Here is a 17,469-nt window from a genome sequence, read left to right as displayed (position 1 = left end):
GGCGAACGGCGAGTCGCGCCGTGGAGTTGGCAGGATGTCTGGGTGCGCCACGTGACACCTGCCGAGCGCCGGACCAGGCTGGCCCGGCGGCATGCCGTCTCGCCCGCCCACCGGGTCTCGGACGTGGTCGCGGCCACCCGGGCGATGACCGTGCTGCACGCCACGGAGGCGCACACGGTGCACCTGTCGCTGGCGGCTCGCGTCGACGGGCTGACGACGGCAGACACCGATCGGGCGTTGTACGTCGACCGTTCGCTGGTCAAGCAGCTCGCGATGCGCCGTACCTTGTTCGTCTTCCCGCGCGACCTCCTGCCGGCGACGTGGGGGAGCGCCTCGGCGCGGGTGGCGGAGTTCGAGCGCCGCAGGATCTCGAAGGACGTCGTCGCGACCGGCTGGGCGACCGACTCCGAGGCCTGGCTCGACGAGGCCGGGCACGCGGTGCTCGCGCTGGTCGGCGCTTCGGACGTGGGCCTGGGAGCCACCGAGATCCGCGCCCTCGTGCCGTCGCTGGCCGGCAAGGTCTCGATGTCGCCCGGGACGAAGTGGGGCGGCGAGCTGCCGATCGCTCCGCGGGTGCTGACCTGGCTGGGCGCTCGCGCCGAGATCGTGCGCGGGGTCAACACCGGTCACTGGCGCACCAACCGGCCTCGCTGGGTCTCGATGGCCGACTGGCTGGGTGAGCGCCCCGATCCGCTCTCGGAGGACGACGGCTATGCCGAGCTCGTACGCCGCTGGCTGGGCACGTTCGGCCCCGGCACCGAGACCGACCTGGTGTGGTGGCTCGGCTCGACGAAGGCGGCGGTACGCCGCGCGCTGGCCGCGCTGCACGCCGTCGAGGTGTCGCTCGACGAGGGGCAGACCGGCTGGCTGCTGCCCGACGACCTCGAGCCCGTGCCGGACGTCGAGCCGTGGGCTGCCCTGCTGCCGGTGCTCGACCCGACCACGATGGGCTGGAAGCAGCGCGACTTCTACCTCGACCCCGGCCACGCGCCGTACCTCGTAGACAGGGCGGGCAACGCCGGCACGACGGCCTGGGTCGACGGCCGGGTCGTCGGCTGCTGGGTGCAGGACGACGACGCGACGGTGCGCGTCGTACTCCGTGAGGATGTCGGCAGCGACGCGCTCGCACGCCTCGAGGTGGAGGCCGAGCGGCTCACCGGGTGGCTCGACGGCCAGCAGATCAACAGCGTCTACAAGTCGCAGCTGATGAGGGGCGAGCGACTGCCCTGATCGCTCAGTCGGGAGTGAACGCGCAGAACTCGTTGCCGTCCGGGTCGGCCAGGACGTGCCAGTCGATGCCGTCGTGACCGCGCGGCCGGAGCAGCGTCGCGCCATGCGCGATCAGCCCGTCGAGATCATCGGTCGTGACGTCGATGTGCACCCGGTTCTTCACCGACTTCGGCTCGGGCACCCGCCCGAAGACCATCGAGTCGAACGGCGCACCCTCGATGTCCTCGACCCAGGAGAAGCCGCGCTCGTCGTCGTGGTCCGGCCGACCACCGAGCACCTCGGCCCACCAGCCGGCGATCCGGTGGCAGGCCTCCGGGGAGTCGCCGGTGTCCCACGCCAGCTCGTAGATCCGCTGGGTGACCGGCTCGTCGCGGACGAACACGCAGAACTCCTGGCCGTCGGGGTCGCCCAGCACCGTCCAGCGGGGTTGTTCGTCGACGACCCGGGCCCCGGCGTCGAGTGCTGTGCGCAGCGTCTCGGCGTTCACGTCGAGGTGGATGCGGTTCTTGGCGGTGACCGGCTCCGGCACGGGGTTGATCCACACCTGCGGATGGCCGGCCGCGTCATCGAGGCGCCAGACACCGTTGCGGTGCGGTCCCAGGACGAGTCCGAGCTGGGTGCCCCAGAAGCGGGCGGCGGCCTCGGCGTCCCGGGCGTCGATGCAGAGGTCCTTGTACGTCGCGAGCGGCATGCTGCCAGCCTGACACGTCGCCCCATCGTGCGACGGGTCCATCGGGTACGAAGCTGTCAGAGAAACAGGCTGAGGGTGGACAAGGCGCCGATGGCCAACAGTCCCCTGGAGGCCCCCGGGGCCCTCAAGGTCCACGCCGCCAGGGCGGCGTACGCCGGTAGCAGCGCGAACCCGTAGCGCGCGGCGGGACCGAAGAAGAGGCCGTTGGCGTAGAAGTTGAGCAGCGTCAGCATCAGGGGACCGAGTAGGGCGAGGACGAGTACCCCCCAGCCGAGCCCACTGACCGTCCAGTCGCGTTTCAATGTCAGGGCGGCGGCCAGCACCCCGATCGCCAGGACCCCGACGACGAGGCTCTCGAGGCGGACGTTGGCGAAGCTCTCGAGAAAGAGCGCGTTCCAGTTGCCGGTGATGGGTGTCACGAAGGTGAAGTAGAGCGATGAGTTGATCTCCTCCCACCTGATCCGGTCGGCCATGAACATCTGGTTCATCGGGATCGTGGAGATGTCGATGACGTTGGTTGCCTTGTAGCGCAGTCCCCACAACAAGGAGGACAGGCTGAAGACCGCGAACATCCCGAGAGCGAGCAGCGCAGACCGTCCAGGGCGTGGGCCGGCCTCATCCCTCCGCCTGGCCCATCCGGCGACCAGAAGCAGGATGATGGCGGCGCCGATCGCGGTGAACGAGGTGAACTTCACGAGTGACGCCAGCAGCACCGAGCCCAGGACCAACAGGGTGCGGTGACGAGTGCCGTCGTACGACAGCGCCGCCAGGACCACCAGACCTCCCGAGACCGCTGTCGCGACATCTGGCCCGATCGTCGCGGACGAGGACACGACGTCGGTGGACGTCGAGACCATCAGAGCGGCTCCCATGGCCGCGATTCGCGGTGCGCCGACGCGCAGCGCCAGGAGATAGCAGACGCTGAGCAGACCCGCGAGCCACAGCGCGCCCAGCGCGCGCGAGATGTCCCAAGCTGACCAGGGCGTGACTGCCGCGATTGGGCGAGCGGCGACCGCGGTGACCAGGTAGTAGACCGGCGGAGTGGAGCCTGCGGTGGAAAAGCCTGTCTCGGGAAAGGTATTGGGATCGTACGGAGTGTCATGGCACGGGGGCAGAATCACCGGGGAGTCGGGGCCGTAGGTCCGGCAGGCTGCCTCTTGCATCGTGTTCTGATCCAGCTTCTCGCCGCCAACCGGCACGTGCGGGAGGTTCTCGATGTAGTCGTAGTGCATCACCTCGTCGATCGGGGAGATCTCGTTGAAGTGCGCCATGTGCCACGACACGGCGCTCACCGCTACGACGAGGAAGAGCAGGTACGGCGCGACATCGCGCCAGGCGCGTGACACGCGGAAGGTCCGAACCCGCGAAGTGGCGGTGCGTTCAGCAGCATCGAGCGATGCAGTTTCATCTTCACGCCGGACTCCTCGGCGAGTTGCTCCCGGCGGCATCAATCTCCTTGGGGTGGGATTCGAGTTTCGCCGAACCAGGTGCCGACGGGCCTGAGCGCGTGAGCGTGCGACGCGGCTTCAAGACATGACCCCGCGAATGATATCCATCGATTCCGGGCCAAAGGCACCCGGCAGATGGAATGGGCGGCCGAGCCTGCGCGGGCTACCGTGTGGGCGTGCGTGACCAGCCCGAACAGCAAGCCCCGCCGGTCCAGCGACTCCGGATCAGGTACGCCAAGCGCGGCCGCCTCCGCTTCACCAGCCACCGTGACTTCAGCCGGGCCTTCGAGCGGGCCGTCTTCCGGGCCCGCATCCCGATGGCCTACTCGTCGGGCTTCCACCCGCACCCCCGCATCTCCTATGCCGGTGCGGCCCCGACGGGCTCGGCCAGCGAGGCGGAGTACCTCGAGATCGGCCTGTCCGAGATCGTCGACACCGCCGAGGTGCACGCACTCCTCGACGAGGCCCTGCCCGCCGGACTCGACGTGCTCGACGTGGTCGTCTCGCCCGGCGGCTCGCTGGCAGACCGCCTCGAGGCGTCGCAGTGGCAGATCAGCCTGACCGACGCGCCCGAGGTGGTCGGTGCGGCCGTCGAGTCGTTCCTGGTCGCCGAGTCGGTGCTCGTGGAGCGGATGACCAAGAAGGGGCTCCGCGAGTTCGACTGCCGGGCAGCCGTGGTGTCCGCCGCGGTGGCGCCGGGGGAGTCGGGCGGAGCGGTCATCGACGTGGTGCTGTGGCACACGGTCCCTGCGGTCCGGCCGGACGACGTACTCACCGGTCTGGCGCGACACGCCGGCCTGGTTCCTGCTGAGACGGCTCTCCTGACCCGGGTCGCCCAGGGCCCTCTCGACGAGGAACACGGCACCGTCGGGGACCCGCTGACCGTCTCGCCGTAGCGGTGATCGTCGGCGGGTGTGCGATACTCGCCACGGTCGACAGAGCGGCTTGCCGCACCTTTCGACCCGACGACGTTCTCGCCGTACGTGGCCTCGACTCATGTGGCTGCGGGCGGCACGACACACGAAGTCGTCACCAGACCGCGACGCGGCCAGGGTTGAGTCGGTGACAGCGACGAAGCCATGTCGGACACGTGAGTGGGTGTCCACACTGATTCGTCGACCGCGGCAGGTGCGCGACGGCGTCGTGTCGACGCATCCGCGGAGGGTGTCGCCGCCACCCAACCAGGCTTTGCGTCACGGTTCGGGGTCGGTTGATCCGGCCCCACCCCCGCTGGCGTCCTGACGTAACCGGTGCTCGGCGCCGGACGAGGAGAGCACCATGCTCGACGAACGCGACGAATCGGCCACCACCGAGACTGGCCCCCAGAACAGCCCGGACAACAGTGAGCCTGACGCGCCGGTGAAGAGGGCCGCCAAGCGCGCTCCGGCCAAGAAGACGGCCGCTAAGCGCGCCACGAAGAGGGTCGCCGCAGAGGCGCCGGTCCCCGATCCGGCGGCCCCCGAGCTCCCGCTCGGAGCCGACGCAGAGCCGCCCGCCGCCAAGAAGGCCGCCAAGCGCGCTCCGGCCAAGAAGGTGGCCGCCAAGCGCACCGCGAAGAAGGTCGCCTCCGCCGCGCCGGTCGTCGACCCCGTAGCGCCCGAGACCCCCTCCGAGCCTCCTGCCGACGAGGTTGCCCCCGCTCCGTCAGGTGCGGCCGTGCTCTTCCAGGCGCCCGAGCCCACCAAGCCCGTACGCCGTACCCGTGCGCGGGCAGCCGCGGCTCCGGTCGAGGTGCCCGAGGAACCCGCCGAGACGGCGGCTGAGACGTCCGAGTCGGGCGACGAGACCCCCGCACCGGTGAAGAGGACCACGCGCACCCGGAAGTCGACCAAGAAGGTCGCCGCCCCGGTGGCCGAGGAGAGCGACGAGACCGAGGACGACGCCGCGGACGAGGCAGCCGACGACGCCGGCGACGACGAGTCGCAGGACGACCGGCAAGACGACGGAGACGGGACCCCCGCTCGCCGCCGCCGGCGCCGCGGTGGCCGCCGTCGCCGCAAGTCGGGCGAGGGTGGCGACACCGACGACTCCGACTCCGGTGACGACGACTCCGAGGAGTCCGGCGACGACGACTCCGGCAACGGAGACGCCGGTGAGGGCTCGACCAGCTCGCGCCGTCGCCGTCGCCGCCGTCGTGCCGGTGACGACAACGGGGACAACACCTCCGACGACCCGGAGAACACCGTCACCCGGGTCCGCAGCCGCAAGGCCGCCGAGGACCAGATCACCGCGCTTGCCGGGTCTACCCGGCTAGAGGCCAAGAAGCAGCGTCGTCGCGAGGGCCGCGAGGCCGGCCGCCGCCGGGCGCCCATCGTCAGCGAGGCCGAGTTCCTCGCGCGTCGCGAGTCGGTCGACCGGACGATGGTCATCCGCCAGCGCGAGGACCTCACCCAGATCGCCGTACTCGAGGACAAGGTGCTCGTCGAGCACTACGTCGCCCGCGAGTCGCAGACCTCGCTGATCGGCAACGTCTATCTCGGTCGCGTGCAGAACGTGCTGCCGTCGATGGAGGCCGCCTTCATCGACATCGGCAAGGGCCGCAACGCCGTGCTCTACGCCGGTGAGGTCAACTGGTCGGCGCTCGGCCACAAGGACGGCCAGCCGCGCAAGATCGAGTCGGTGCTCTCGTCCGGCCAGAGCGTCCTGGTGCAGGTCACCAAGGACCCCGTCGGCCACAAGGGTGCCCGCCTGACGAGCCAGGTCAGCCTGGCCGGCCGGTTCCTGGTCTACGTGCCCGACGGCACCACCAGCGGCATCTCTCGCAAGCTGCCCGACAACGAGCGGAACCGCCTCAAGAGCCTCCTCAAGGAGATCGTCCCCGGTGAGGCCGGCGTCATCGTCCGCACCGCCGCCGAGGGAGCGTCGGAGGAGGAGCTGACCCACGACGTCGAGCGCCTCAAGGGCCGCTGGGACGACATCGAGGCCAAGGCCAGGGGCAAGTCCCCGCAGCTGCTGTACGGCGAGCCCGACCTCACCCTCAAGGTCGTCCGTGACCTGTTCACCGAGGACTTCGCCAGGCTGGTCATCCAGGGCGACGAGGCGTGGGACACCGTCCAGGACTACGTCGTCCAGGTCGCGCCCGACCTGCAGGAGCGTCTCGAGCGCTTCGAGCCCGACGACGGCGGCTCTGCCAATGGTCGCGACATCTTCGCGTCGTACCGCATCGAGGAGCAGATCAACAAGGGCCTCGACCGCAAGGTGTGGCTGCCCTCCGGTGGCTCGCTGATCATCGACCGCACCGAGGCCATGACGGTCGTCGACGTCAACACGGGCAAGTTCACCGGCTCCGGGGGCAACCTCGAGGAGACCGTCACCAAGAACAACCTCGAGGCGGCCGAGGAGATCGTCCGCCAGCTCCGGCTGCGCGACATCGGCGGCATCATCGTGGTCGACTTCATCGACATGGTGCTCGAGTCCAACCGTGACCTGGTCGTACGACGCCTCGTCGAATGTCTTGGTCGTGACCGCACCCGCCACCAGGTCGCGGAGGTCACCTCCCTCGGCCTGGTGCAGATGACCCGCAAGCGGATCGGCACCGGCCTCCTGGAGGCCTTCGCCACCGACTGCGAGCAGTGCCACGGCCGCGGTGTGGTCGTCCACGCCGAGCCCGTCGAGCCCAAGGGCGGTGACGACGACGACCGTCGCCGCGGTGGCGGCGGTGGCCGTGGAGAGAGCGCCGGCAGTGGTGGTCGTCGCAGCCGCGGTGGTCGCGGTCGCGGTGAGGGCTCGAACTGGCCCGAGGAGCAGAAGCTGCCGTCGCCCAAGGACGTGGCCGCCATGGCGCGTGCCGAGAAGCCGGTCCCGGTCGAGGAGGAGGCGCAGGACGCCCTCTACTCGTTTCGGGACGCCCAGCCCGAGCCCCAGCCAGAGCCCCAGCGCGAGCCCGAGCCCGAGTCCCAGCGCGAGGCCCAGCCCGAGGCCCAGCCCGAGCGCGAGCCCGAGCCCGAGCGCGAGGCCCAGCGCGAGCCCCGGCGCGACCGCCGACCCGAGGCGGTGGCGGTGGCCCCGGTGGTCGAGCCTGAGCCTGTCGAGGCTCCGGCCGAGCCGGCGCCACCCAAGGTCGTGACCCGTACCCGCAGGCGCAGTGCCAGCCGCCCGGCCGGTCCGGGCGTGTCGGCCGAGGCCGTGCCGAATGTCGTACCCGCGATGGAACCCGCGGTCGAGGTTCCGGCAGCCCCGGCAGCCGCCGAGCCGGAGACCAGCCAGCCCGCCCCGCCGAAGGTGGTGACGCGGACCCTGCGTGGCCGGGCCCGTCGCTCGGCCGGGACGACGGACTCGTCCGACTGGAAGGCAACCGTGCCCTCGGCCGGCGACGTGCCGCCGATGGCCGGCATCGGAGAGCCGGCCGGCAGCGGCCTGGTCGAGCCCGGCACCTCTCACGTCGAGATCGGTGACAGCGCGCACGTCGAGCACGTTCCGGTCAAGAAGAAGGGCTCACGCAAGCTCTGAGCCCCGGTGGGCACACCGCGAATTGCTGTGTGTCCACCGGATCCGTAGTATTGAACCTCGGTGCGCTCGTGCGTGCCGTTCCTGTGTGGACACCACCCCAGATCTTCCCGGCGCACTGTCGCGGGTCGGGTCGGGGCCGTCCCCAGGCCGATGAATGTTCTGGCAATGGTTGATGGGACTTCCCGAGTCCGACGAGGAGAGTGAGTCGCGGTGTACGCGATCGTGCGCAGTGGCAGCAAGCAGCAGAAGGTTGCTGTTGGCGACGTCATCGAGATCGACAAGGTCGAGACCGCCGCTGGCGAGTCCGTGAGCCTGCCCGTGGTCATGGTCGTCGACGGTGAGAACGTCACCGTCACAGGCCTCGACAAGGCAGCTGTGACCGTCGAGGTTCTCGGTCGGACCAAGGGTCCGAAGATCGTCATCCAGAAGTACAAGAACAAGACCGGCTACAAGAAGCGCCAGGGTCACCGTCAGAAGTACACCCAGGTCAAGGTCACCGACATCTCCCTGTGAGCCTCTGGGCTCCCGGCTACTGACTCCAGAGAAGGACTGAACTCATGGCACACAAGAAGGGTGCGGCGTCCACCAAGAACGGCCGCGACTCAAACTCCCAGCGCCTCGGCGTCAAGCGCTTCGGCGGCCAGGTCGTCAGCGCCGGCGAGATCATCGTCCGCCAGCGTGGCACGCACTTCCACCCGGGCTCCGGCGTGGGTCGCGGCGGAGACGACACGCTCTTCGCGCTCACCGGCGGTGCCGTTGAGTTCGGCGTCAAGCGCGGTCGCAAGGTCGTCAACATCGTTCCTGGCGAGTGATCTGACGCTCGTCGACACAGCTTCACGCGTTGGGCGTCCCGGTCTCGGGGCGCCCTTCTGCATTTCGAGACGGTTGTCCGCCAACCTTCTCCTCCACCGAGAGTAGGCACCATGGCAGTCCCGACGTTCGTCGACGAGGTACGGCTGCACATCGCAGCGGGCCGTGGTGGCAACGGCGTCGCGTCGGTGCACCGCGAGAAGTTCAAGCCCCTCGGCGGCCCCGACGGCGGCAACGGCGGGCCGGGTGGCTCGGTGATCCTCCGCGTCGACACCGACGTGACGACGCTGATCGACTACCACCACAGCCCGATCCGGCGCGGCGAGCACGGCGGCCACGGTGCGGGTGACCACCGCAACGGCGGCCACGGCTCCGACCTGGTGCTGCCCGTGCCCGACGGCACCGTGGTCAGCGACTCCGAGGGCAACGTCCTCGGCGACATGGTTGGCCCCGGCACCGAGATGGTCATCGCCAGCGGCGGCCGCGGCGGACTCGGCAACGCCGCGCTGGCGTCGTCCAAGCGCAAGGCGCCCGGCTTCGCCCTGCTGGGGGAGCCCGGCGACGAGATCGACATCGTGCTCGAGCTCAAGGTCGTCGCCGACATCGGGCTGGTCGGCTTCCCGAGCGCCGGCAAGTCGTCGCTCATCGCCGCCATCTCCCGCGCGCGGCCCAAGATCGCCGACTACCCGTTCACCACGCTGATCCCGAACCTGGGCGTCGTCCGTGCCGGTGACACGACGTTCACCGTCGCCGACGTGCCCGGCCTGATCGAGGGCGCCGCTGACGGCCGCGGCCTGGGCCACGACTTCCTGCGCCACATCGAGCGCTGCGCGGCGCTGGTGCACGTCATCGACACCGCGTCGATCGAGCCGGGCCGCAACCCGCTCGACGACCTCGACGTGATCGAGCACGAGCTGGCCGAGTACGGCGGCCTCGAGGACCGCCCCCGCCTCGTCGCGCTCAACAAGATCGACGTACCCGACGGCAGAGACATCTCCGACATGGTCGTCGACGACCTGCGCCAGCGTGGCCTGCAGGTCTTCCCGATCTCGGCGGCATCCGGGGCGGGCCTGCGCGAGCTGACGTTCGCGATGGCCGAGATCGTCCAGCGGGCCCGGACGGCCGAGCCCACGGCGGAGACCACCCGCATCGTGATCCGGCCGCCGTCGGCCGACGGCGGTGGCGACTTCACCATCACCAAGGACGTCGAGGGTTGGCGCGTGCGCGGCCACAAGCCCGAGCGCTGGGTCCGCCAGACCGACTTCAGCAACGACGAGGCTGTCGGCTTCCTTGCCGACCGCCTCAACCGGCTCGGTGTCGAGGCGCAGCTGGTCAAGCAGGGTGCGGTCGAGGGCGACACGGTGCTCATCGGTCACCCCGACAACTCGGTCGTCTTCGACTTCAAGCCCGCCATGGAGGCCGGCGCCGAGATGCTCGGCCGGCGCGGCGAGGACCACCGGTTCGAGGAGAAGCGTCCGGCGCAGCGTCGCCGGCGCGAGATCGATGCCGCCATGGACGATCGGAGCGAGACCGAGACCCGCGCCGACGTGGCGCGACGGCTCGACCACTCGGAGCCGATCGGCCCGACGTCGTACGAGATCGGCTCCGCCGCCGACCCCGACCGGGTCGACGACTCGGAGTCATGACCGTGCGGGAGGAGGTGCGCCAGGCTGTCACGGGGGCGCGCCGCGTCGTGGTCAAGGTCGGCTCCTCCTCGCTCACGTCCGGCACCGGCGGGCTCGACCCTGCCCGGATGCGTCAGCTCGTCGACGTGCTGGCGAAGGCCCGCGCGGCCGGCATCGAGGTCGTGCTGGTGTCGTCGGGGGCGATCGCGGCCGGACTGGCACCTCTGGGCCTGCCCCGGCGGCCCCGAGCCCTCGCCGTACAACAGGCAGCGGCGTCAGTGGGGCAGGGACTCCTGGCGCACCGCTACCAGGAGGAGTTCGCCCGGCACGGCCTCGTCACCGGCCAAGTGCTGCTGACCGTCGACGACGTGACGCGGCGCGCGCACTACCGCAACGCCTACCGCACCTTCGCCAAGCTGCTCGAGCTCGGCGCCCTGCCGATCGTCAACGAGAACGACACGGTGGCGACGACCGAGATCCGCTTCGGTGACAACGACCGCCTCGCAGCGCTGGTGGCGCACCTGGTGCACGCCGACCTGCTGGTGCTGCTCTCCGACGTCGACGGCTTGTACGACGGCCCGCCGACGCGCGAAGGCAGCCGACTCGTCGCCGAAGTGCGCTCCGAGGACGACCTCGCCCACATCAAGACGGGCTCGGCCGGTGGGTCGGGAGTGGGCACCGGCGGCATGGTCACCAAGCTGGAGTCGGCCCGCATCGCGACCGGCGCCGGCATCCCGGTCGTGCTCGCCGCGGCAGACCAGGCCGCCGCTGCGCTCGCGGGCGAGCCGGTGGGCACGCTGTTCCACGCCACCGGCAAGAAGCGGCCGACCCGGTTGCTGTGGCTGGCGCACGCCACCGAGCCCCGCGGCCGTCTCGTGCTCGACACGGGTGCGGTGACCGCGGTGACCGGTCGGCGGGCCTCGTTGCTGGCTGCCGGGGTGACGGGGGTCGAGGGCAGCTTCGACGCCGGAGACCCGGTCGATCTGGTGGGCCCCGACGGTCGACCGGTGGCCCGTGGTCTAGTCAATTTCGACGCGACGGAGATTCCCCAGCTGCTGGGAAAGAGCACGTCAGAGCTGGTGTCCACGCTCGGCGCGGCGTACGAGCGCGAGGTCGTACACCGCGACGACCTGGTAATTCTCTGAAAACCCTCATGCCGCCGTTAGCCGTACCCTAAATTCGGTACGGCACCGGGAAAGCCCACGGACGGGCATCCCTCCTCCCCGGTGATACGGGAGAATAGTCATGGATGACACCAGCTCGAAGAGGCCGCGGCACATCCGCCGCTGGCTCGACCCTGTCCTGGTCGTTCTAGTGATGTGGCCGGTCGTGCAGCTGATGGGCGCCACCGCCCAGTCACCCTCGCCCCAGGTCGACGCCTGCCGCTGGCAGGGCGACATCCCGATCGAGGTCTTGCAGGCCACCACCGACCCGTCCTGCTCGCTCGTGGGCCGAGTTGTCTACGCCGGCAACGCCGCCGTGACCATCCCGCCCGCAGGCATGGGCGTGGGCGCCGCCGCTGCCCGCGACAAGACCGGCGGCGACGCCCTGGACTTCACCGTCAGCACCTCCCTCTCCGGTGTCGTCACCGCCGAGGTCGAGGAGCTCGAGCCGGTGGTCGCTGCCCGCCAGCAGCGCAACGCCGACGCCTGCAAGGACGCCCAGTTCAACTCCGGCGGCCACGCGTGGGCCGCCCCCCTTACCTGGACGTTCGACGCCAGCTCGACGCCGCGCCACCTCAACAAGTCGCGCGCCCTGCGCGACCTCGTGGCCGGCGCCAAGAACATCGCCGGTGGCCGCAACGACTGCGGGCTGGCGCGGGTCTCCACCGTCGGGTCGTCGTACGCCGGTGTCTCGAGCACCCGTCCCGACATCGACGTGATCGGCAACAACATCACCTGCGGTGACTACAACACCAGCAACGCCGTCGACTTCGGCGCCCTGCCGCGCGGCATCTACGGCTGGACCTGCTTCTGGTGGGACAGCACCGGCCAGATGGTCGCCGCCGACATGCGCGTCTCGAACTCGCCGGCCGTGGTCACCAAGGTGCCCCATCGCTGCCGCAGCCGTTTCGACCTGCAGGCCATCGCCACCCACGAGTGGGGGCACGCGTTCGGGCTCGGCCACGTGAGCGCCGCCAACCGCAACCTGACCATGCCGCCGCTCCTCATCTCGTGCTCCAGCGACCAGCGCACGCTGGGCCTGGGCGACTACAAGGGCATCGAGGCGCTGTACGCACCCCAGTGAGGCAGACGGTGACGTAGGTTGCCCGACATGCGCGCTCGCTCGGTTCTCTTCTGGCTTGTCGTCGCCGGCTTCCTCGCCCTGGCGGGGATGCTCACAGTGCTTCGACTGGTGCAGGCCGACGGAGGCTGGTGGATCCGAGGAGTGGCGTTCACGCCGCTGGCCGTCCCGCTGTACGCCGCGGCCCTGGTGCTGATCGTGGCGCGGCGCGTGGTCGGTGGACTGCGCGGCACGGTCCTGGTGGTCCTGCCGATCGCCGGCCTCGTCCTGCACTCGTTCTGGCTGGCGCCGCTGTTCACCGGGGCCAACCCGCCACCGGCAGCCGGTGCCGAGCCGGTCATCGTGATGACCGCCAACCTGTCCGTGGGGCGGGGTGACGGTTCGGTGGTGTTGCGTGAGGCGTCGCGACGCGGCGTGGACCTGCTGGCGGTGGAGGAGATCACTCCCGGCGCCCTGGCGCTGATGGAGGAGTCGGGGCTGGCCGACTTGTTCCCCTATCGAGAAGGCGAGACCGGCACGGGTATCGAGGGCACGATGCTGTTCTCGCGCACGGCGATCGACGACGTCGTACCCCTGGCGACGTCGTTCGGCGGCTTCACCGCCACCGTCGTGGTGGGGGAGGAGCCCCTGCGCATCGTGGTGGCCCACCCGCCGTCGCCGATCGGGTCGACGAGCGGCTGGCGCAGCGACCATCGGATCGTGCTGGAGGCGGCGCGCGGTGTCGAGGCGGACCTGGTGGTCGGCGACCTCAACGCCAGTCCCGACCACAAGGTGATGATGGATTTGGCCGACGCCGGCTGGCGCGATTCGGTCGAGCTCGCCAACGACGGCTGGTTGCCCACCTGGCCGGCCGACGGCGTGGAGCCGGTCTCCGACCTGCCGTCGCCGCGCCTGGTGCAGATCGACCACGTGCTGCTTGGCGACCGCTGGGCGGCGGTCGACAATGACGTGGTGGTCTTCGGGGGCAGCGACCACGCTGCGCTGGTGGCCGTGGTGGCGCCGAAGTGACGACGTACGAGGACGAGGACGAGGCCTTCCAGCGGCTCTACGGCCGGTGGGAGCCCCTGGACATCGAGGGTGCGCGGGCGTTCATGGCCGACTTCGGCCGGCCCTGGTGGCTGGTCGGCGGCTACTCCATCGAGGCCTTCACGGGCGTCGTACGCCACCACGAGGACATCGACATCACCATCTTCCGCCGAGACCTCGACCGCCTACGCGAGCTGGTCGACGGGCGGCTGCACATGTGGTCGGCAGGTGGCGGCGCGCTGCGTCCGGTCAACAACGACTGGCCGGTGCCGCACGGCGACGCCGGGCAGGTGTGGCTGCGCGAGCACGCGACGGCGCCGTGGGTGGCCGACGTGATCCTCCAGGAGGACCAGGACGGCAAGTGGCTCTCGCGGCGCAACCCCGACCACGTCGCCGACCTGGACGAGGTCACCTGGGTGGCGACCGACGGGATCCGCTACATCAACCCCGAGATCGCACTCGAGCACAAGGCGAGGCTGCTGCGGCCCAAGGACAACGCCGACCTCGATGCCGCCTGGCCGCTGCTGTCGGAGGCGCAGCGCGAGTTCGTGATGGCGGGTGCCCGGCGCGAGGACCCCGAGCACCCCTGGCTGGCGCGGAGTTAGCTCACCTCCACGCACGCCGTAGGCTGGTGGGTGCGATGAACCAGCCCCCCGTCTACCTCGACCACGCAGCCACCACGCCAATGCTGCCGGTGGCGATCGAGGCGATGACGGCGCACCTCCGCGAGGTTGGCAACCCGAGCTCGCTGCACGCGTCCGGGCGCGCTGCCCGACGGGTCGTCGAAGAGTCGCGCGAGACCGTCGCGCGTGCGATCGGCTGTCGCCCCGGCGAGGTCGTGTTCACCTCCGGCGGCACCGAGGCCGACAACCTCGCACTCAAGGGCATCTACTGGGGCCGGCAGGCTGACCGGCCGCGGTCCCGCATCCTGTCGACGGCGATCGAGCACCACGCCGTACTCGATCCGCTGCACTGGCTGGCCGGGCACGAAGATGCCGACGTCGAGCTGCTGCCAGTCTGTCAGCGTGCGTGCCTCGACCTCGACGCCCTGCGTGCCGCCGTCGAGCGCGACCCCGACGAGGTCGCCCTGATCTCGGTGATGTGGGCCAACAACGAGGTCGGCACCCTCCAGCCGATCGACGAGGTCGTCGCCCTCGCGACCGAGCACGGAATCCCCGTGCACACCGACGCCGTCCAAGCGGTCGGCGCCGTGCCGGTCGACTTCGCCGCATCCGGTGTCGATGCGCTGACCCTGACCGGACACAAGCTCGGGGGGCCCTACGGCGTCGGCGCGCTGATCGTGCGTCGCGAGGTCGTCGTCACGCCGCTGGCCCACGGCGGCGGCCAGGAGCGCGACATCCGCAGCGGCACCCTCGACGTGCCCGCGGTCGCCGCATTCGCCGCCGCGATCGAGACGGCCGCGAAAGAGCAGAGTGCCTACGGCACGCGGGTCTCCGCCCTGCGCGACGACCTGCTCGCGCGGGTCTTCGTCGAGGTGCCCGAGGCGCACCTGCACGGTGACCCCACCCACCGGCTGCCCGGCAACGCCCACATCGGATTCCCCGGCTGCGAGGGCGACTCCCTGCTGATGCTGCTCGACGCACGTGGCATCGAGTGCTCCACCGGCTCGGCCTGCTCGGCGGGCGTGCCCCAGCCCTCGCACGTCCTGCTGGCGATGGGCTGCAGCGACGAGCAGGCCCGTCACTCGCTGCGCTTCACGCTCGGCCACACGTCCACCCAGTCCGACGTTGACGCGCTCGTGGCCGCCATCGGCCCGGTCGTCGAGCGGGCCCGACAGTCGCGACTGCCATGAAGGCGGGTCCTGAGGTGGCGAGGAACGAGCCCTCTCGAAGGGTGCTCGCTGCCATGTCCGGTGGCGTCGACTCCGCCGTCGCAGCCGCGCGCGCCCACGAGGCCGGTCACGACGTCACCGGCATCCACCTCGCGCTCTCGCGCAACCCCGCGTCGTACCGTTCGGGAGCACGCGGCTGCTGCACCATCGAGGACAGCAACGATGCCCGGCGTGCGGCCGACATCATCGGCATCCCGTTCTACGTCTGGGACCTCAGCGAGCGCTTCCACGAGGACGTCGTCGAAGACTTCATGGACGAGTACGCCGCGGGCCGCACGCCCAACCCGTGCCTGCGGTGCAACGAGAAGATCAAGTTCGCCGCGGTGCTCGACCGGGCCATCGGGCTGGGCTTCGACGCGGTGGCGACCGGACACTACGCGCAGCTGCGCACCGGCGACGACGGGCTGATCGAGATGCACCGGGCCGAGGACCACGCCAAGGACCAGTCCTACGTGCTGGGCGTGCTGACCCAGGACCAGCTGGCGCACGCGATGTTCCCGCTGGGCGACACCGCGAAGCCCGACGTACGACGCGAGGCCGCTGCGCGGGGACTGCTGGTGGCCGACAAGCCCGACAGCCACGACATCTGCTTCGTGGCCGACGGCGACAACGCCGGGTGGCTCCGCGAGAAGCTCGGCGACCGGGCTCCCAACCACGGCGGCGACATCGTCGACGACGACTCCGGTGAGGTTGTCGGCAGCCACGAGGGCACCTACGCCTTCACCATCGGACAACGCCGCGGCCTGCATCTCGGCATCCCGGCCGCCGACGGCAAGCCGCGCTTCGTGCTCGACATCGAGCCCGTCTCCGGCACGGTCCGAGTCGGCCCGCGCGACCGGCTGGCCATCGACACCATCACCGGCATCAAGCCGCGCTGGTGCGGCACCGTGCCGCGCGAGCTCGACGCGACCGTGCAGCTGCGCGCCCACGGTGGCGAGCACCGCGCACGGGTGCGCGTCGACGACGAGCAGGTGCATATCGACCTGCTCGACCCTGCCGAGGGCATCGCGCCCGGTCAGGCCGCCGTGATCTACGACGGCAGCCGGGTGGTCGGGTCCGCGACGATCAGCGCGACCGCGCGCACCGGGGTGACCGCGTGACGCTTGCCACCGGCATCGGCTCGATGCCCGGCGACGACGCGCGCGACTTCGACGAAGCGGTCCGGGTCGTCCTCGGCGAGGTCTCCGGCCTGCCACACCTGCCCGAGCTGCCCGAGCGTGGTGCGGGCGGGCACATGACCGGCCGCGGGCTCGCCATCGCGGAGGGCCTCGGCGCCGACGTGCAGCCGGCCGGCTGGCGACTCACGGACGCCGCGGGTGCGGACCTGCGTCGCGCCCGGTCGCTGCTTGCCCAGGACCTCGACGTCTTCGAGGAGCAGACCCAGGGCTACGCCGGCCCGCTGAAGATCCAGGTCGTCGGTCCGTGGACACTCGCCGCCACGGTCGAGAAGCCGCGTGGTGACAAGGTGCTCTCCGACCACGGCGCCCGTCGCGACCTCGCCCAGTCGCTGGCCGAAGGGGTCCGCTCCCACGTCGCTGACGTACGACGTCGCGTCGGGGGTGCCGACCGTCTGATCGTGCAGGTCGACGAACCCGCACTGGGCGCCGTACTCACCGGAGGCGTGCCGACGGCGAGTGGCTTCGGCCGGCACCGCACGGTGCACCCGCCCGAGGCGTCGGCTGCGCTGGAGTGGGTGCTCGATGCGATCACCGAGAGCGGGGGAGAGCCGTGGGTGCACGCGTGCGCACCCGGCACGCCACTCGACCTGCTTCGCGGCGCCGGTGCCCGCGGCCTCGCCGTCGACCTCGACACGATCACCGCGGCCGGCCACGACCAGCTGGGCGAGGCAATCGAGGCCGGCGAGATCGTCGCCCTCGGCGTCGTACCCACCCTGGAGCCCGACTCGCCGCCGACCGACTCGGCCGTCGTCGACCGGGTGCTGCGCTGGCTCGACATGCTCGGCATCGACCCGGCCGGCGTCGGCGACCAGCTCGTCATCACGCCCGCCTGCGGGCTGGCCGGCGCGTCTCCCTCCTGGGCGCGGCAAGCGCTGCAGACCTGCCAGCTCTCGGCGACTCACCTCACCTGACAACC

15 protein-coding genes are annotated in these 17,469 nt (G+C 70.8%); 13 read left to right on the top strand and 2 right to left on the bottom strand.

The genetic code is table 11. The features are described 5' to 3' along the window. Positions 1 to 42 precede the first annotated feature (42 nt). Positions 43 to 1,230 (top strand): winged helix DNA-binding domain-containing protein, encoded by a 1,188-nt coding sequence (locus H4Q84_RS06015; RefSeq protein ID WP_248582496.1) that lies wholly within the window; start codon positions 43 to 45, stop codon positions 1,228 to 1,230. A gap of 4 nt (positions 1,231 to 1,234) precedes the next feature. Here the strand turns inward: H4Q84_RS06015 and H4Q84_RS06010 are convergent, their stop codons facing one another. Both H4Q84_RS06010 and H4Q84_RS06005 read right to left on the bottom strand, forming a co-directional pair. After that, positions 1,235 to 1,921: a VOC family protein gene (locus tag H4Q84_RS06010; protein WP_248582495.1), complete on the bottom strand. Its 687-nt coding sequence runs from the start codon at positions 1,919 to 1,921 to the stop codon at positions 1,235 to 1,237. Positions 1,922 to 1,977: 56 nt separating this feature from the next. Further along, entirely contained in the window at positions 1,978 to 3,267 is a 1,290-nt protein-coding gene (locus tag H4Q84_RS06005; protein WP_248582494.1) for a hypothetical protein, read from the bottom strand. A 278-nt stretch (positions 3,268 to 3,545) separates the two neighbouring features. Here H4Q84_RS06005 and H4Q84_RS06000 point away from each other — a divergent pair, with 278 nt between their 5' ends. The 12 genes from H4Q84_RS06000 to H4Q84_RS05945 all read left to right on the top strand — a co-directional run bounded on the left by H4Q84_RS06000 (position 3,546) and on the right by H4Q84_RS05945 (position 17,464). Then, the gene (locus H4Q84_RS06000; RefSeq protein ID WP_248582493.1) at positions 3,546 to 4,265 is read left to right on the top strand and encodes a TIGR03936 family radical SAM-associated protein; all 720 of its coding nucleotides are present in this window, start codon (positions 3,546 to 3,548) and stop codon (positions 4,263 to 4,265) included. A 382-nt stretch (positions 4,266 to 4,647) separates the two neighbouring features. Next, entirely contained in the window at positions 4,648 to 7,818 is a 3,171-nt protein-coding gene (locus H4Q84_RS05995; protein ID WP_248582492.1) for an Rne/Rng family ribonuclease, read from the top strand. 210 nt (positions 7,819 to 8,028) lie between these two features. After that, entirely contained in the window at positions 8,029 to 8,331 is a 303-nt protein-coding gene (gene rplU, locus H4Q84_RS05990; protein ID WP_248582491.1) for a 50S ribosomal protein L21, read from the top strand. Between the two features lie 44 nt (positions 8,332 to 8,375). Beyond that, positions 8,376 to 8,630 (top strand): 50S ribosomal protein L27, encoded by a 255-nt coding sequence (gene rpmA, locus H4Q84_RS05985; protein WP_248582490.1) that lies wholly within the window; start codon positions 8,376 to 8,378, stop codon positions 8,628 to 8,630. 111 nt (positions 8,631 to 8,741) lie between these two features. Next, complete coding sequence (obgE, locus tag H4Q84_RS05980; RefSeq protein ID WP_248582489.1) at positions 8,742 to 10,274, top strand: GTPase ObgE; 1,533 nt, start codon at positions 8,742 to 8,744, stop codon at positions 10,272 to 10,274. Next, entirely contained in the window at positions 10,271 to 11,398 is a 1,128-nt protein-coding gene (gene proB, locus H4Q84_RS05975) for a glutamate 5-kinase (RefSeq protein WP_248582488.1), read from the top strand. The genes obgE and proB overlap by 4 nt, the downstream gene beginning before the upstream one ends. A gap of 100 nt (positions 11,399 to 11,498) precedes the next feature. Next, positions 11,499 to 12,500 (top strand): matrixin family metalloprotease, encoded by a 1,002-nt coding sequence (locus H4Q84_RS05970; RefSeq protein ID WP_248582487.1) that lies wholly within the window; start codon positions 11,499 to 11,501, stop codon positions 12,498 to 12,500. 27 nt (positions 12,501 to 12,527) lie between these two features. Next, the gene (locus tag H4Q84_RS05965; RefSeq protein ID WP_248582486.1) at positions 12,528 to 13,505 is read left to right on the top strand and encodes an endonuclease/exonuclease/phosphatase family protein; all 978 of its coding nucleotides are present in this window, start codon (positions 12,528 to 12,530) and stop codon (positions 13,503 to 13,505) included. Continuing rightward, positions 13,502 to 14,128, top strand: coding sequence for a hypothetical protein (locus H4Q84_RS05960; RefSeq protein WP_248582485.1), 627 nt, complete (start codon positions 13,502 to 13,504; stop codon positions 14,126 to 14,128). The genes H4Q84_RS05965 and H4Q84_RS05960 overlap by 4 nt, the downstream gene beginning before the upstream one ends. A gap of 35 nt (positions 14,129 to 14,163) precedes the next feature. Next, a complete protein-coding gene (locus H4Q84_RS05955; RefSeq protein WP_248582484.1) occupies positions 14,164 to 15,336 on the top strand; it encodes a cysteine desulfurase family protein in 1,173 nt (390 codons plus the stop codon). Beyond that, positions 15,333 to 16,475 (top strand): tRNA 2-thiouridine(34) synthase MnmA, encoded by a 1,143-nt coding sequence (gene mnmA, locus H4Q84_RS05950; RefSeq protein WP_248582483.1) that lies wholly within the window; start codon positions 15,333 to 15,335, stop codon positions 16,473 to 16,475. Before H4Q84_RS05955 ends, mnmA begins: the two co-directional genes overlap by 4 nt. Further along, the gene (locus H4Q84_RS05945) at positions 16,472 to 17,464 is read left to right on the top strand and encodes a methionine synthase (RefSeq protein ID WP_248582482.1); all 993 of its coding nucleotides are present in this window, start codon (positions 16,472 to 16,474) and stop codon (positions 17,462 to 17,464) included. The genes mnmA and H4Q84_RS05945 overlap by 4 nt, the downstream gene beginning before the upstream one ends. Positions 17,465 to 17,469 lie beyond the last annotated feature (5 nt).

The organism is Nocardioides sp. InS609-2 (genome assembly GCF_023208195.1).
GTDB lineage: Bacteria > Actinomycetota > Actinomycetes > Propionibacteriales > Nocardioidaceae > Nocardioides.
Note: the sequence above shows the minus strand (reverse complement) of the source record. Positions and strands in the feature narration are given on the sequence as shown.

What these genes read in the sequence shown, in the direction of transcription:
- H4Q84_RS06010 (WP_248582495.1), bottom strand. Translation starts at nt 1,921, where the DNA reads ATGCCGCTCGCGACGTACAAGGACCTCTGCATCGACGCCCGGGACGCC.
- obgE (WP_248582489.1), top strand. Translation starts at nt 8,742, where the DNA reads ATGGCAGTCCCGACGTTCGTCGACGAGGTACGGCTGCACATCGCAGCG.
- H4Q84_RS05995 (WP_248582492.1), top strand. Translation starts at nt 4,648, where the DNA reads ATGCTCGACGAACGCGACGAATCGGCCACCACCGAGACTGGCCCCCAG.
- mnmA (WP_248582483.1), top strand. Translation starts at nt 15,333, where the DNA reads ATGAAGGCGGGTCCTGAGGTGGCGAGGAACGAGCCCTCTCGAAGGGTG.
- H4Q84_RS05965 (WP_248582486.1), top strand. Translation starts at nt 12,528, where the DNA reads ATGCGCGCTCGCTCGGTTCTCTTCTGGCTTGTCGTCGCCGGCTTCCTC.
- H4Q84_RS05970 (WP_248582487.1), top strand. Translation starts at nt 11,499, where the DNA reads ATGGATGACACCAGCTCGAAGAGGCCGCGGCACATCCGCCGCTGGCTC.
- H4Q84_RS05955 (WP_248582484.1), top strand. Translation starts at nt 14,164, where the DNA reads ATGAACCAGCCCCCCGTCTACCTCGACCACGCAGCCACCACGCCAATG.
- rpmA (WP_248582490.1), top strand. Translation starts at nt 8,376, where the DNA reads ATGGCACACAAGAAGGGTGCGGCGTCCACCAAGAACGGCCGCGACTCA.
- proB (WP_248582488.1), top strand. Translation starts at nt 10,271, where the DNA reads ATGACCGTGCGGGAGGAGGTGCGCCAGGCTGTCACGGGGGCGCGCCGC.